Raw genomic sequence first — 14,167 nt, 5'->3', positions numbered from 1 at the left:
GCCGAACAATTTAAAGGTAAACAAAAAAATGAAAATATACCTTAGCGGGAATCGCTGACTTACGTAAGGTAAGCCCATTGGTGCGAGTGACGGATAAGTTCATTTCAAGCAAACGAAGGGTTTTTCAGATGACGATACCGAGATTCACAGGTCCGGCGGCCATTCTGGCCGGAGTTGCGGGACTGGCAGCGCTGCCGGTTCAGGCGCAGGACGGGCCGAATGGGCTGCAGAAATTCATGTTGTACCGCAGTTTTGTGCAGGATGCCGACACCTGCGCGGTGGAGGTGACGGATGGCACGGCCGCAATCGCCGGGATCAACGCGGTGTCGGGGGCGGCGACCTGTCCGGATGCCTTTGCCTGGGCGCAGCTGGCGAACGCGGTGGCCGCCGAGTTCTGGACCTGGGGCATCGATCAGACGATCTGGCCCGAGAGCCCGCTGCCGCTGTGCAGCGCGGAGGTGTCCAGCAACTGCTGCGATCCCGACGCGGCGCCGGTGCAGGGGGACCAGCCGACACAATGTCCGGTTTTCAGGGCGGATTATGATCCCATCAGCCCGCTGCCCGCAAAGCCTAACGGCAAGCCCGCGCAGGGGGTGATCAACCACCGCGGCCTTGTGCCCGCCGACGAGATCGACCCCGGGCGGCTGTTACGGGACCTGGAACTGGAGCTGGTATTTCGCAACAGAGCGATGACGGACTACATCTATCGCAACGATCTTTACTCGCGCGAGGGGCTGGGGGCGCGGAACCGGGCCCAGAACGCGGCGATCAAGGCGGGCGACATCGCGGGCGCACATGCGCTGGAGGTGCGGTTTCCGATCGACGCGGTGATGGTGAAGGCCGATTTCCTGCATCAGGATATTTTGATGGATCAGGGGCTTATCCAGGAGATTGACGGAAGCGACGTGCCGAACAACCCTGATTATCCCTACCTGACCGTCTATCTGGATGGCGATGGCGGGGAAGAGCAGGTGCCTGGCTATTACTACATGCTGGCGATGACGAACGCCTCCAAGGACCTACCGACGTGGCACTGGTACGCGATGGAGCATGTCGCCAACCAGGGGCGCTGCGACTACATCGGGTGCAATGACAGTTTTGGGTATGATGCGAACCCCACGGCTCAGGCGGGCGCAAATTTCGGACCTGGGTTCATCCCGCCGAAGATCGAGCTGAACGACGACAAGGTAACGGGGAATGACCCTCTGTTCGTCAGCGGCGAGGTCTACGATCCGTCCGAGACAGGTGAAGAGATCACGGCGGAGTTGCAGGCGCTGTTCCAGGAGATGAGCATCGCCACGGCAGCGAGCGATCCGGACCCGAGGGTGATCAGCGCCGAGGATCCGGCGTGGAAGAACTATCGCCTGAAGGGCACGCAGACCTCGTTCACCACGGCGACCGGCATCCCCACGGGTACCGGCGCCACGATCACCGAGGGCGGGTTTGTCAATTCGGCCAGTTGTACGACCTGCCATTCGCAGGCGGCGGCCGACGAAGACGGCACCTCGACCTTGGCCGGGGTGGGCGCGGGCTGGCGGCCCAACCTGCTGGGGTATCAGCAGGTCGAGATGGGCACGCCCAATCCCAGCTGGTTCTATGGCGTGGGCGGCCCCACCGTGACGGCGACACAGGTGGATTTCATCTGGGGCATCCTGAACGCCGCCTGCCAGGATCCGGCGGGCAGCCACGGGACCTGCACCAGCTATCCCGACGCGCCGACGATCGTATCGGCGGACTAGCAAACCAAGGTCGCGCCCCGGGTGACGGGGCGCGGCGGTTTCGGTGCGGTGGGGAAAGGACGCGGGGTATTTCCCTTTTCCGCGTCGCTTCGGTCAGCGATAAGGACCGCATGAAAGAGCCCGATGCCGACCCATCGACGACAGTGTTACGACTGCGTTTCGCCCTGAAAGCCTGCGCCGAGATGTTCCGGTACGGGTCATTCAGCGGCAGGCACCGTTGGACGCCGTGATCCATCCGCTCGTCAACCAGACTCCGGGCGTTCTGAGCCTGTTTTTGCGGATCGGTGGCAAGGATTTTCTTCTTGGCATGGTGATCCTGATAGTGATGACGGCCGTGTCCTACAGCCAGCTTGTCACCGCGCACCGCTTCGCGACGGAAGGCGTTAAGACCGTGGCGCAGGTGGAACGGGCCTATACGTCCGAGCGGCGTCGGGATGGCCGGACGGTGACCGGCTATCACCTCGACCTGAGCTTTGCGACCGAAAGCAGGCGGCGCGTGGCCGTGTCCGAGAAGGTGGACCGCGACTTTTACGGTCGGACCGGGCCAGGCGAAAGCCTCGATCTGTGGTACCTGCCGTCGGAGCCGGACACGGTCGAACTAATTCCCGACAGCTTTCGCAACAAGGGGCGGATGGCGCAATGGTTTGCGCTGTTTATGGGCGTGATCTGGCTGGGGATTCTCTGGTTTTCCGGGCGGAAGGCCGTCGCGGGGTACCTTGCGCGTCAGCATGGGCGCAAAGGCAAGGGCACGGTTCTGCGCGTGGACACGATTCAGACACGGAGGGAAGGCACCTGGTACCGGCTGGTCTGGCGCGACGACGCGGGGCGCGAAGGCAAGAGCCTGAAATACCGCGCGGGTCGGCTGGAGAGGTTCGAGCCAGGCTCGACCTTGAGCGTGTACCACGGCCCGAAACGGTCCTGGTGGATTGGCGATGTCGGCGTCCGGTCCGCGGAGCAGTCCTAGCGCATCGCGGCGACGTCGGCGTTGACCAGCGGTTCGCGCACGCCGGGGCGGATCACGTCCGGGTCGTAGGGCGTGCGGGCGAAGACCTCTTCGACCATGGGCGCGAAAAACTCGAGCGGCAGGGTGTCGTAGTTCGGGTCGAACGAAGCCTGGTCCCAGCGTTCACAGAACTCGGCGCAGTCGTCGAAATAGGCGTGGCCGGCGTGGCGGTCCCGCTTGTTGGGATCGGCCCCGTCGAGGTGGTGGCCGTAATAGAGCATCTGGAAATCGCCATGGGTGGCGACACACCATGTCACCTGTTCGCGCACGAAGGGTTTCAGGATCGTGGCGGCGTATTCGTCGTGATTGTAAGGCGCGTAGATGTCACCGATGTCGTGCAGGAGCGCGCCCACGACCCAGTCGGTATCCGCGCCGTCGCGCCAGGCGCGGGTGGCCGATTGCACCGAATGGCCCAGCCGGGTGATCTGGTAGCCCGACAGGCTTTCGTCCAGCTCGACCAGCGCCTTGAGCAGGCGCCGCGCGGTATGCTTGGTGTGGTCTACCTCGTGGGCGGTCAGGAATTCGTAATCTTCCTTGGTGCCGTCCTTCATCTGGGTGAAGCTGACCTTGTCCATGGCGCGGGGTCCTTTTGCGTTTGCCGCCATGCTAGGGCTGAGGCGATCAAGTAAAAAGGGGGTGTCGTCGCGCTGACGCTTGCGGCCTCTTGCGGTGCGCGACCGGCGCGCGTATACGCGCGGCCTGACCCCAAAGGAGCCCGAGACATGCCCGGCAGTGCCAATCTCAACATCATGCTGAAAGCCGCGCGCAAGGCGGGGCGGTCGCTGGTCAAGGATTTTCGTGAAGTCGAGAACCTGCAGGTCAGCATGAAGGGCGCAGGCGATTTCGTCAGCCGGGCCGACATCGCGGCCGAGGCGATCCTGAAGGAAGAGCTGATGGGCGCGCGGCCCACCTATGGCTGGCTGGCCGAGGAGGGCGGCGGCGAAGAAGGCAAGGACCCGACGCGGCGCTGGATCGTGGACCCGCTGGACGGGACGACGAACTTTCTGCACGGGCTGCCGCATTGGTGTGTTTCGATCGCGCTGGAGCATAAGGGCCAGGTCGTGGCGGGTGTCATTTTCGACGCCGCCAAGGACGAGATGTTCCTGGCCGAGAAGGGCGAGGGCGCGTTCATCAATGAAAAGCGCCTGCGGGTGTCGGGGCGGTCCAAGCTGATCGAGTCGATCTTTGCCACCGGCGTGCCGTTCGGTGGGCGCGGCGACCTGCCGGCGACGTTGCAGGATTTGGCGCGGCTGATGCCGACCTGTGCCGGTGTGCGGCGCTGGGGGTCGGCCGCGCTGGACATGGCCTATGTCGCGGCGGGCCGCTACGAGGGGTTCTGGGAGCGTAAGCTGAACGCTTGGGACATCGCCGCGGGCGTGATCATCGTGAAAGAGGCTGGCGGCTTCGTCGAACCTCTGACGCCCGGGGGCGACCTGTTGGAAGACGGTGACGTGGTCTGCGCCAACGAGACGATTTTCGACAAGTTCGCCGGGATCATCCGCAACGATTGAGGCGGCTCAGCCCGGTTTCGCGTCGGAGGGGTGGTTGACGCCGTCGTTCCACGGGATCGGCTCGTGCTCGGCGGGGTTCTGGCCGTCGATGCAGCCGAGATTGACGCCGTATTCGGTTGGGTCCGAGCGGCGCTGATGGTGGGTGTAGATCCCGCAGGTCTTGCAGAAATAGTGCTGCGCCGTGCCGGTGCCCCAGGTGTAGAGTGTGAGATTGTCCGCGCCTTGGGTGATGGTGAGCCGGGACAGGGGCACGCTGATATTGGGCGCGGCCCGGCGGCGGCAGAAGGAGCAGGTGCAGCGCATCGCGCCTTTGATGGGGCCGTCAATATCGACGGTGAAGCGCACGGCGCCGCAGTGGCAGCTGGCGGTGTGCAGGGTCATTTGCGCGTGACCTTGGGGATGTTGGTGCGGCTGAGCTTGTATTTCGCTTCCGGGTGGGGCGGATGGCCCTCGGTGCGGTCCCAATAGGCCGGGCCGCCCCGGCGCAGGAAAAGCGGCAGCGTCAGGATGAGACCCGCGACGAAGCCACCCGCATGGGCCCAGTAGGCCACACCACCATCGTCCGCGCTGCTGCCCGCGCCGCCAAAGAGTTGGAAGATGAACCACAGGCCCAGCATGATCCAGGCCGGGACCGAGATGATGCGGATGATGAACACCAGGAAGATAAAGATGTCGATCTTGGCCTTGGGGAACAGGAGCAGGTAGCCGCCCATCACGCCGGCGATGGCGCCCGAGGCGCCCACCGTGGGCACCTGGCTGAGCGGGGCCGAGACGAGTTGTGCGCCGCTGGCGGCAAGACCGCAGGCCAAGTAGAAGAGGAGGTAGCCGATATGGCCGAACTCCTCTTCCATGTTGTCGCCGAAGATCCACAAGAACAGCATGTTGCCTGCAAGGTGCATCCAGCCGCCATGCAGGAAGGTCGAGGTGATGAGCGTTGTATACGTGCCTTCGCTGGTGACCAGCGCCGGGACCATCGCCCAGTCGTAATAGAACACCATCAACGCACGCGGATCGCCCGAAAGTGCGGGGAAGTAACTGAGAAAGATCCCGATATTGAGGATCATCAGCCCGTAGGTGACGAAGGGGATGCGCCCCGAAGGGTTATGGTCGCGTATGGGGATCATTGTCGCAAGGTGGCCGCGCGCCGCGGGAAGGTCAAGCGCGCGCGTGCGGCGGGGCGGGCAAAATTTGCGCAAATTCTGCTTTGGAAAATTCGTATTTTCCAAGCCATTTTCTGCGCAGAAAATGGGTGCGGTTCTCTTGGCGTGGTACTTGATGTCACATCCCGCGCCCGTGGCGGGTGGCGGGATGTGAGTATTTTCAGCAAGAAAAAGCCGGGGTGCCGGCCTTTACTCAGGCGACGCCGCCCAGAAGGGCGGCGTTTCCGCCGGCCGCCGTGGTGTCGACGCAGACATGGCGTTCGCCCATGACGTGGCCTGTGTCGGGCAGACCGGTGATCAGCGGCAGGATCGGGCCATTGCGCTGGCTGAGCGCCGATGCATAGGCGCGGGCCACATCAGTATCCCCCCACCACAGCGCGCCGGAGAAGCCCGAGAGCGTGGTCAGGGCGTCCGGCTCGACCTTGCCGGTGCTCCGCAGGGCGCGGCCACCCAGGGCCTCGACCGCCTTGGCCTGCGCCTCAGCCATGTCCTTGGTCGGGCCAAGGCAGAGGAGCGGCGGGCGGGCGTGGGCGGTCAGGCGGTTCGACTCGCCGGTGGGACCGGGCAGGACGATGGCCTCGACAGGTGTGGGCGTGTGGCTCTTGGCGGCCTTGTCGAGCGCGGATTGGACCGCCTTTGCATCCATCGCGCCGTCCCAGGTGGCGTCGGTCGTGTCCACCGGGCGGGATGTGTAGCGGGCGAGGTAGTTGGGGCCGCCCGCCTTGGGGCCGGTGCCGGAAAGACCTTCGCCGCCAAAGGGTTGGCTGCCGACGATGGCGCCGATCTGGTTGCGGTTGACGTAGATGTTGCCGGCATGGACTGCCTCGGTCACGTGCTGGACGCGGTCATCGATGCGGGTCATCAGGCCGAAGGTCAGACCATAGCCGGTGCCGTTGATGGCATCGATGACGCGGTCGAGGTTGCGCGACTTGAAGGTGGCCATGTGCAGGACGGGGCCGAAGATTTCGCGCTGCATGTCCTCGATCCCGTTCACCTTGATCAGCGTGGGCGCGATGAAGCAGCCGGAGTTGGGCGAGGGGATCTCGTGGATGAGGCGACCGTCGGCGCGGGCCTGTTCGATATGGGCGGCGATGCCGTCGCGGGCCTCGGTGTCGATGACCGGGCCAACATCCGTGGACAGCGACCACGGTTTGCCCATCGAGAGCGCGTCCATAGCGCCGGTGAGCATTTCGGTGAAGCCCGCGGCCACGTCTTCCTGCACGTAGAGGCAGCGCAGGGCGGAGCAGCGTTGGCCGGCCGACTGGAAGGCGGATTCGACGATGGCCTGCACGGCCTGTTCGGGCAGGGCGGTGGAATCGACGATCATGGCGTTGAGCCCGCCGGTTTCGGCGATGAGCGGCGCGCCGGGGGCCAAGTTTTCGGCCATGGTGGCGCGGATTTTCAGCGCGGTTTCGGTAGAGCCGGTGAAGGCGACGCCGCCGATGCGCGGGTCGGAGGTGAGTGCTGCGCCCACGTCGCCCGCGCCGGGCAGGAGTTGCAGGGCGGTTTTCGGCACGCCGGCCTTCAGCATCAGCGAGATGCCGTAATGGGCGATCAACGGGGTCTGCTCGGCCGGCTTGGCGAGCACGGCGTTGCCGGCGGCCAAAGCGGCGCTGATCTGGCCGGTGAAGATAGCCAGCGGGAAGTTCCACGGGCTGATGCAGGTGAAGGTGCCCACGGGCGGGTCCTGCGGCGCGTTGGCGGCGTAGTAGCGCAGGAAATCCACGGCCTCGCGCAGTTCGGCCACGGCATCCGTCGGCGTCTTGCCGGCCTCGCGGGCGAGAATGGCGAATATCTCGCCGAAGTTTTCCTCGTAGAGGTCGGCGGCGGCGTTGAGGATCTTGGCACGTTCCTCGATCGAGGCGTCCCACGGCGTGGCATCGGAAAGCGCGGCCTCGATGTCGGCCTTGCTGGCCGTGGCGACGGTGCCGGGGCTGTCGGACGGGTCGGCGGGGTTGGAGACCGCTTCGGCCTTTTCCGGGGCCGCTTTGCCCGCGATCAGGGGGGCTGCGTCCCACGTGGTGTTGGCGAAGGGGCCGCGGGCGGCTTCGATCACGTCGAGCGTCGGCTGGTGTTTGAGGTCGAAGCCCTTGGAATTGGGGCGTTCGGGCAGGAACAACTCCGGCCCGGTGGGCAGTTCCGGGCGGTCGTCGCGATACGCCTCGAACGGGTCGCGGGCGACGGTTTCGGGGGCCACATCCTCGTCCACGATCTGGTTGACGAAGCTGGAGTTGGCGCCGTTTTCCAGAAGGCGGCGCACGAGATAGGCGAGCAGGTCGCGGTGGGCGCCGACGGGCGCGTAGATGCGGCAGTTGGTGTCGTGGTCCTTCATGACGATGTTGTGCAGCGCCTCGCCCATGCCGTGCAGGCGCTGGAACTCGAAGGTTTCTGGGCCTTTGTCCATTTCCTTGGCCATATCGAGAATGGCGGCCACGGTGTGCGCGTTGTGCGTGGCGAATTGTGGGTAGATGTGATCGGTCATCGACAAGAGCTTGCGCGCGTTGGCGATGTAGGAAATGTCGGTGGCCGGTTTCGAGGTGAAGACCGGGAAGCCGTCGATGCCTTCGACCTGGGCCTGCTTGATCTCGGTGTCCCAGTAGGCGCCCTTGACGAGGCGGACCATGATGCGGCGGTTCAGCTTTTGCGCGAGATCATGCAGGTAGTCGAGCACATGGCTCGCGCGCTGCCCGTAGGACTGAACCACGACGCCGAAGCCGTCCCATCCGGCCAGCGATGGCTCGGAGAGCGTGGCCTCGATCACCTCGAGCGAGAGCGACAGGCGGTCGGCCTCTTCGGCGTCGATATTGAGGCCCATGCGGGCGGATTTCGCGAGGATGGCGAGTGAGCGCAGGCGGGGCATCAGAACGTCCATGACCTGATGCTGTTGCGCGACTTCGTAGCGGGGGTGAAGGGCCGAGAGCTTGACCGAGATGCCGGGGTTCTTGCGGATGTCCTTGTGCGTGCAGGCGTTGGAAATGGCGCTGATCGCGCGGGAATAGGCCAGGTGATAGCGGATGGCGTCGGCGTCGGTGCGCGCGGCCTCGCCCAGCATGTCGTAGGAGTAGGTGTAGCCTTTCTTTTCCATCTTCGCGGCGCGGTCCATGGCGGACTCGATGGTTTCGCCCAGCACGAACTGGCGGCCCATTTCGCGCATGGCGCGCCCCACCGCAGTGCGGATCACGGGCTCGCCCAGGCGGCGGATGGCGCCGCGCAGGTGGCCGACGGGGCCGGGATTTTCATCCTTGAGAACCTTGCCGGTCAGCATCAGCGCCCAGGTCGAGGCGTTGACCAGCGGGGAAGTAGAGTGGCCCATGTGCTTGCCCCAGTCCGAGGGCGCGATCTTGTCCTCGATCAGGGCGTCGATCGTGTCGGCGTCGGGCACGCGCAGGAGCGCTTCGGCCAGGCACATGAGCGCGATGCCCTCGTCGGTGGAGAGGCCGTATTCGGCCAGGAACACCTCCATCAGCCCCGGGTCGGACTGGTTGCGGATGCGGCGCACGAGGTCGGCACCGGATTTCGAGATGCGCACGCGGTCCTCTTCCGACAGCCCCGCCACCTCGGTCAGGCGGGCGACGGTTTCGGCCTCTTCGGCATAGGTGGTCTGGTCGATCACACGGCGCAGGTCGGAATCGTAGGGCATTGCGGTCCTCTTGCTGGGGGATGGCGGTTTGGACTAGTGTACCACTGTATATCTGATCTGATTTCCTGATTGGTGTCATTTCGCGGGATAATGGGACGGTAATTCGCCGGGGAGACAAGTCAAATGGATGCAAGCGAGCTGGATCAGTTCGACAAGGCGATTCTTCGCGTGCTGGTTGCGGAAGGGCGGATCAGCATCACCGAACTGGCCGGGCGGATCGGCCTGTCGAAATCACCCACGCAGGCGCGGCTGCGTAAGCTGGAGCGGGAGGGCGTGATCTCGGGCTACAGGGCACTGGTGGATCCGATCCGGCTGGGGCTGGACCACGTGAGCTTCGTCGAGGTCAGCCTGACCGACACGCGGGAAAGCGCGCTGGCGGAGTTCAACGCGGCCGTGAAGCTTATCCCCGAGATCGAACAGGTGCATCTGATCGCAGGGAATTTTGACTATCTGATGAAGATCCGGACGCAGGACATGCAGGATTATCGCCGGGTGCTGGCCGAACAGATCAGCACCTTGCCGCATGTGTCGAAAACCTCGACCTATGTGGCGATGGAGGCGGTGAAGGAGAACGCGCTGTCCGAGGTGTTCTGAGGCGGGCGGATTTGCGCGTTGATTTTGCGGGCGCGGGGCGCATCATCAACTCCATGAGACATTTGCTGATTGCCTGCATGCTGTCCGGACCGGCCTGGGCCGGGACCTGTCCGGACGCGCCTGACCATTCGGCGGAGCTGTCGCGGCTGATCGAGGCGGCGCAGGCGGCCCCCGACGAGGCGGCCGGGCGGGCGCTGTCGGACGAGATGTGGGCGCTGTGGGCAGAAGCGCCGGACGACAAGGCGCAAGCCCTGTTGGACGAGGCGATGGCGCGGCGCGAGGTCTATGACTATGACGCGGCAATGGCGGCGGCGGAGGCGCTGGTGGAGTATTGCCCCGGCTATGCGGAAGGGTACAACCAGCGGGCCTTTATCCATTTCCTACGGCAGGATTTTGAGTCGGCGCTGCCCGACCTGGCGCGGACGCTGGAGTTGCAGCCGCGCCACGTGGCGGCGCGGACCGGGCAGGCGCTGACTCTGCACGCGCTGGGCCGGCCGGGTGAGGCGGCGCTGGCGCTGCGGGCGGCGCTTGATATGAACCCGTGGCTGGGCGAGCGGCATTTGCTGCCGGTGCTGGAACAGGGCGAAGAAGAGTTGTGATCGCGACGCCTGCGCGCTACGACGGGAACCGTGCCCGCGTGGTGGAATGGTAGACACAGGAGACTTAAAATCTCCAGGCCGAAAGGCCGTGCCGGTTCGAGTCCGGCCGCGGGTACCAAGGGGACTGGCCAAAAGCTTTGAGAAAGCTTTTGGCAAATCTTTTTTCAAAAGATTTGGATGTGTAGATGCGACGCGGTCGCCCTCCCGATCACGCGTTTCTTCCTGAAAACTGCCATTTGTGCTAGGGTGCTGAATGCTTGCGAGTGCCGCCTGCCGGAGCGTGCAGCCCAAGGCAAGGCGGGTAGGAGGACCAGTTGTCGATACTAGGACCCAAGCAATCTCCAAGGTGATTTCATGCATTTTTATACAAAGCCGACGCTTGCCGCGCTTTTGGCGTTTACGGTTCCATCAATAGCTCAGGCGGAAACACTGAACGCGCAACAGGTCAAGGCGCTGACTGTCGGAAAAACCGTTTCCTGGGTCACGCCCGACGGGCAGACCAAAGGATACACACGTTACAAGGCGAACGGCACGGCCACGACGACCGTCACTGCGCCGAATGCGTTCAAGGACAGCGGTACATGGCGGTTGGAAGGAAACCAGTTGTGCTCGACCTGGCAGATTATCCGCGATGGCCGGGAAGGGTGTTCGACCGTGCGAACGACCACCAAGCAAGGGGTCTTTCGCACGGATACTGTATTTCTGCGATCGCAGTGACAGGATCGGTGGTGCGGTCCGTTAGTCTCTGCGACCGGCGAAGCGCTCCGCCCACTCCTCACGCTGGTCATCGGTGATCTTGGCGAAGAGCACGTCCGGCACGGTGAAGGCGTGGCCGGGTTTCAGGCTTTGCAGCGCCTGATCCACGTCGTCGGGCCAATGGCAATCGTCGGTTTGCATGGCCTGCAGCATCGCGGCGGAGGCGTCGGGGATGAAGGGCGCGGAGATCACCGCGTAGAGCCGGATGAGGTTGAGCGCGAGGCGGATCTGCATCGCGGCTTTTTCGGGGTCCTCCTTGAAGGTCGCCCAAGGTGCCGCGGTTTGCAGGTACTCGTTGCCCGCGACCCAGATGGCGCGCAATTCGGTGGCGGATTTGCGCACCTCGATGGCTTCCATGTGCGCCTCGTAGGCGCGGATGCGGGTGGTGAGCGTGTCGATCAGCGCGGTCTCGTCGGGGCCGTAGCTGCCCGCCTCGGGGACCTCTTCGCCGAACTTGGAGCGGCAGAACTTGGTCACGCGAGAGACAAAGTTGCCCAGCACGTCGGCGAGGTCCTTGTTGACGCTCGCCTGGAAGTTCTCCCAGGTGAATTCGGCGTCCGAGCTTTCGGGCGCGTGAGAGAGCAGCCACCAGCGCCAGTAATCCGCCGGCAGGATGTCCAGCGCCTGGTCCATGAAGACGCCGCGCCCGCGCGACGTGCTGAACTGGCCACCGTCATAGTTGAGGTAGTTGAACGACTTGATGTAGTCGACCAGCTTCCACGGCTCGCCCGACCCGAGGATCGTGACCGGGAAGCTGAGCGTGTGGAAGGGCACGTTGTCCTTGCCCATGAACTGGGTGTAGCGGACATCGTCGGCGCCCTTGTCGGTGCGCCACCAGCGTTCCCAATCTTCGCCCTTTTCGGCCTCGACCCATTCGGCGCCACAGGCGATGTATTCGATGGGGGCGTCGAACCAGACGTAGAAAACCTTGCCTTCCATGCCCGGCCAGGGTTCGTCACCGCGCTGAACCGGTACGCCCCAGTCGAGATCGCGGGTGATGCCACGGTCCTGCAGGCCGTCGCCGTCATTGAGCCATTTCTTGGCGATGGACGTGGTCAGCACCGGCCAGCCCTGCCGCGTGTCTATCCACTCTTCCAGCCGGTCCTTCATCTGGCTTTGGCGCAGGTAGAGGTGCTTGGTTTCGCGCATCTCGAGGTCGGTCGAGCCGGAAATGGTGGAGCGCGGATCGATAAGGTCGACCGGGTCGAGTTGCTTGGTGCAGTTGTCGCACTGGTCGCCGCGGGCGCTCTCAAAGCCACAATTGGGGCAGGTGCCCTCGATATAGCGGTCGGGCAGGAAGCGGCCGTCGGCGTTGGAATAGACCTGTTTCTCGGTCACTTCCTCGATCAGGCCGGCGTCATACAGCTTGCCGGCGAAATGCTGGGTGAGCTTGCGGTTCTGCTCGGACGAGGAACGGCCGAAATGGTCGAAGCTGAGGCGGAAGCCCTGGCTAAGCTTGTCCTGCACCTGCCACATCTCGGCGCAATACTCGGCGACGGGCTTGCCGGCCTTGGCGGCGGCCAACTCGGCGGGTGTGCCGTGCTCGTCGGTAGCGCAGAGAAACAGCACCTCGTGGCCCCGGCCGCGCAGGTAGCGGGCGTAGAGGTCGGCGGGCAGCTGGGAGCCCACGAGATTGCCGAGGTGCTTGATCCCGTTGATGTAGGGAATGGCGGAGGTGATCAGGTGGCGGGCCATTGCGAGACGTCCTTGGAGGTTTGGGCGTTCGTGTAACGCAATGGCGCGGACTGTGCCAGAGGCGGTTGGCGTCAGGGATCGGTGCGCGTGTCGTCCTCGCGGGCGGTGCGGGTGAGCCGCCCGATCAGGAAGGACGTGCGGGGCGACCAGACATAGCGGGTGCGGGTGCCCGCGCTGGGCCGGGCCAGCATCCGCACGAGGCTGAAGACGATAAGCACGGTGTGGGCGACGGCGATCATGACAAACATCGCCTGCGGGCCGAAACGCTCGATCAGCGCGGAGGCCACGAAGGGCGCGGCGATGGCGCCGAGGGCGAAGAAGAACATCAGCGCCGCTGACAGTTCGACCCTCTGCTCGGAGGTGGCGAAGTCGTTGGCGTGGGCGGCGGCGACGGAATAGATCGGGAAGGCGGTGAAGCCGAAGAAGAACGCGGCGATCATCGCGCCGTTGGGCGAGACGGTCCCGGCCATGGCGGTGACGATGCAGCAGAGGATGGCGGCGACCGAGAGGCCGATCATGACGTGGCGGCGGTCGAATTTGTCGGCGAGCCAGCCTGCTGGATACTGGGCCAGTGCGCCGCCGAGCACGAAGGCGGCAAGGAACCACGCGATCTGGTCGAGCGCGAGGCCGACCTGCTGGCCGTAAAGCGGCCCGACCATGCGGAAGGTGGCGCTGGAGAGGGCCGCGACGATGACGGCGGCGGCGGCGAGGGGCGAGCATTCGACCGCGAGCATGGGGCGCAGGCGGGGCGCCTTGGGCGTTTCGGGCTGGCGCACGGTGGTGAGCGTCAGCGGCAGCAGCGAGGCGCAGCAGATGATGGCCAGAAGGTTGTAGGAGACGTAGGACGCAGGTTCCAGCACCGAGATCAGCATTTGCGCGACGAGAGAGGCGCCCATGTCGGCCACCCGGTAGACGCCCATGGTGCGCCCGCGGGTCTCATTGGTGACCTTGGCTTGCAGCCATGCCTCGACCACCGTGTAGCACCCGGCGATGCACAGGCCCGAGGCCACGCGCATCAGAGCCCAGGCGATGGGGTCGATGATGATCATGTGCATCAAAAGGCCGATGGCCCCGGCGGCGGTGAAGGCGGCGAAGGCGCGGGAATGGCCGACAGACCCCATCAGGCGGGGTGCGACCCAGCAGCCGATGAAAAAGCCAAAGAAATGCGCCGAGCCGAGAAAGCCGATTTCCTGCGTGGAGAAGTCGAGCGTGATGCCCGACAGCGCATCGAGCGGGGCCACGCCGCCGGTGGACAGCTGCAACAGGATGACCGACAGAAAAAGGGCCGCGAAGGAGATGATCATGCGCATGGGTGCAGATTGGCATGGCGCGGCGCGGATGTCCTGCCGCGTTTTCGACAGAACGGCGTCGTTTTCGGCGCGGCTGCCTGCTGGAAGGGCGGTTTGCCCGGGCACGCGCCAAACGCATGAATGCGAGGGTACCCGAACCCAGCCCCTAAACCGTCCCGTG

General features: G+C 64.7%; 12 protein-coding genes and 1 tRNA gene. 7 read left to right on the top strand and 6 right to left on the bottom strand.

The genetic code is table 11. The annotated features are described in order from the left end of the window. Positions 1 to 128 precede the first annotated feature (128 nt). Positions 129 to 1,739 carry a hypothetical protein gene (locus tag FIU86_RS13150; RefSeq protein ID WP_152475496.1) on the top strand — a complete coding sequence of 537 codons (1,611 nt, stop codon included), beginning with the start codon at positions 129 to 131 and terminating at the stop codon, positions 1,737 to 1,739. Between the two features lie 226 nt (positions 1,740 to 1,965). Continuing rightward, a complete protein-coding gene (locus FIU86_RS13145) occupies positions 1,966 to 2,703 on the top strand; it encodes a DUF3592 domain-containing protein (RefSeq protein WP_152475495.1) in 738 nt (245 codons plus the stop codon). On the opposite strand, the gene FIU86_RS13140 is transcribed toward FIU86_RS13145, so the two are convergent. After that, the gene (locus tag FIU86_RS13140) at positions 2,700 to 3,317 is read right to left on the bottom strand and encodes an HD domain-containing protein (protein ID WP_152475494.1); all 618 of its coding nucleotides are present in this window, start codon (positions 3,315 to 3,317) and stop codon (positions 2,700 to 2,702) included. The two genes, FIU86_RS13145 and FIU86_RS13140, sit on opposite strands and share 4 nt — an antisense overlap. Positions 3,318 to 3,464: 147 nt before the next feature. Here FIU86_RS13140 and FIU86_RS13135 point away from each other — a divergent pair, with 147 nt between their 5' ends. Next, positions 3,465 to 4,253, top strand: coding sequence for an inositol monophosphatase family protein (locus FIU86_RS13135; protein WP_152475493.1), 789 nt, complete (start codon positions 3,465 to 3,467; stop codon positions 4,251 to 4,253). Between the two features lie 6 nt (positions 4,254 to 4,259). On the opposite strand, the gene FIU86_RS13130 is transcribed toward FIU86_RS13135, so the two are convergent. The 3 genes from FIU86_RS13130 to putA form a co-directional block, all read right to left on the bottom strand. Next, the gene (locus tag FIU86_RS13130) at positions 4,260 to 4,634 is read right to left on the bottom strand and encodes a GFA family protein (RefSeq protein WP_152475492.1); all 375 of its coding nucleotides are present in this window, start codon (positions 4,632 to 4,634) and stop codon (positions 4,260 to 4,262) included. Next, entirely contained in the window at positions 4,631 to 5,377 is a 747-nt protein-coding gene (locus FIU86_RS13125) for a rhomboid family intramembrane serine protease (RefSeq protein ID WP_152475491.1), read from the bottom strand. Before FIU86_RS13125 ends, FIU86_RS13130 begins: the two co-directional genes overlap by 4 nt. A 229-nt stretch (positions 5,378 to 5,606) precedes the next feature. After that, positions 5,607 to 9,053, bottom strand: a complete 3,447-nt coding sequence (gene putA / locus FIU86_RS13120; RefSeq protein ID WP_152475490.1) for a bifunctional proline dehydrogenase/L-glutamate gamma-semialdehyde dehydrogenase PutA — start codon at positions 9,051 to 9,053, stop codon at positions 5,607 to 5,609. 123 nt (positions 9,054 to 9,176) lie between these two features. Here putA and FIU86_RS13115 point away from each other — a divergent pair, with 123 nt between their 5' ends. The 4 genes from FIU86_RS13115 (at position 9,177) to FIU86_RS13100 (ending at position 10,963) form a co-directional block, all read left to right on the top strand. Then, positions 9,177 to 9,647 (top strand): Lrp/AsnC family transcriptional regulator, encoded by a 471-nt coding sequence (locus FIU86_RS13115; protein WP_152475489.1) that lies wholly within the window; start codon positions 9,177 to 9,179, stop codon positions 9,645 to 9,647. Positions 9,648 to 9,700: 53 nt separating this feature from the next. Continuing rightward, complete coding sequence (locus FIU86_RS13110) at positions 9,701 to 10,246, top strand: hypothetical protein (protein WP_152475488.1); 546 nt, start codon at positions 9,701 to 9,703, stop codon at positions 10,244 to 10,246. 32 nt (positions 10,247 to 10,278) lie between these two features. Next, positions 10,279 to 10,364: transfer RNA gene (locus FIU86_RS13105), tRNA-Leu, on the top strand. Between the two features lie 236 nt (positions 10,365 to 10,600). Further along, on the top strand, positions 10,601 to 10,963 hold the full coding sequence (locus FIU86_RS13100) for a hypothetical protein (protein WP_152475487.1): 363 nt from the start codon (positions 10,601 to 10,603) through the stop codon (positions 10,961 to 10,963). Positions 10,964 to 10,984: 21 nt separating this feature from the next. Here the strand turns inward: FIU86_RS13100 and metG are convergent, their stop codons facing one another. Beyond that, positions 10,985 to 12,697: a methionine--tRNA ligase gene (gene metG, locus FIU86_RS13095; RefSeq protein ID WP_152475486.1), complete on the bottom strand. Its 1,713-nt coding sequence runs from the start codon at positions 12,695 to 12,697 to the stop codon at positions 10,985 to 10,987. A 71-nt stretch (positions 12,698 to 12,768) separates the two neighbouring features. Next, on the bottom strand, positions 12,769 to 14,007 hold the full coding sequence (locus FIU86_RS13090; protein WP_152475485.1) for an MFS transporter: 1,239 nt from the start codon (positions 14,005 to 14,007) through the stop codon (positions 12,769 to 12,771). Positions 14,008 to 14,167 lie beyond the last annotated feature (160 nt).

The organism is Roseovarius sp. THAF9 (assembly GCF_009363715.1).
In the GTDB taxonomy this organism is placed as follows: domain Bacteria; phylum Pseudomonadota; class Alphaproteobacteria; order Rhodobacterales; family Rhodobacteraceae; genus Roseovarius.
The sequence above is the reverse complement of the archived record's forward strand: the minus strand, read 5'-3'. Positions and strand labels throughout refer to the sequence as shown.

What these genes read in the sequence shown, in the direction of transcription:
- metG (WP_152475486.1), bottom strand. Translation starts at nt 12,697, where the DNA reads ATGGCCCGCCACCTGATCACCTCCGCCATTCCCTACATCAACGGGATC.
- FIU86_RS13135 (WP_152475493.1), top strand. Translation starts at nt 3,465, where the DNA reads ATGCCCGGCAGTGCCAATCTCAACATCATGCTGAAAGCCGCGCGCAAG.
- FIU86_RS13125 (WP_152475491.1), bottom strand. Translation starts at nt 5,377, where the DNA reads ATGATCCCCATACGCGACCATAACCCTTCGGGGCGCATCCCCTTCGTC.
- FIU86_RS13115 (WP_152475489.1), top strand. Translation starts at nt 9,177, where the DNA reads ATGGATGCAAGCGAGCTGGATCAGTTCGACAAGGCGATTCTTCGCGTG.
- FIU86_RS13150 (WP_152475496.1), top strand. Translation starts at nt 129, where the DNA reads ATGACGATACCGAGATTCACAGGTCCGGCGGCCATTCTGGCCGGAGTT.
- putA (WP_152475490.1), bottom strand. Translation starts at nt 9,053, where the DNA reads ATGCCCTACGATTCCGACCTGCGCCGTGTGATCGACCAGACCACCTAT.
- FIU86_RS13140 (WP_152475494.1), bottom strand. Translation starts at nt 3,317, where the DNA reads ATGGACAAGGTCAGCTTCACCCAGATGAAGGACGGCACCAAGGAAGAT.
- FIU86_RS13100 (WP_152475487.1), top strand. Translation starts at nt 10,601, where the DNA reads ATGCATTTTTATACAAAGCCGACGCTTGCCGCGCTTTTGGCGTTTACG.
- FIU86_RS13110 (WP_152475488.1), top strand. Translation starts at nt 9,701, where the DNA reads ATGAGACATTTGCTGATTGCCTGCATGCTGTCCGGACCGGCCTGGGCC.
- FIU86_RS13130 (WP_152475492.1), bottom strand. Translation starts at nt 4,634, where the DNA reads ATGACCCTGCACACCGCCAGCTGCCACTGCGGCGCCGTGCGCTTCACC.
- FIU86_RS13090 (WP_152475485.1), bottom strand. Translation starts at nt 14,007, where the DNA reads ATGCGCATGATCATCTCCTTCGCGGCCCTTTTTCTGTCGGTCATCCTG.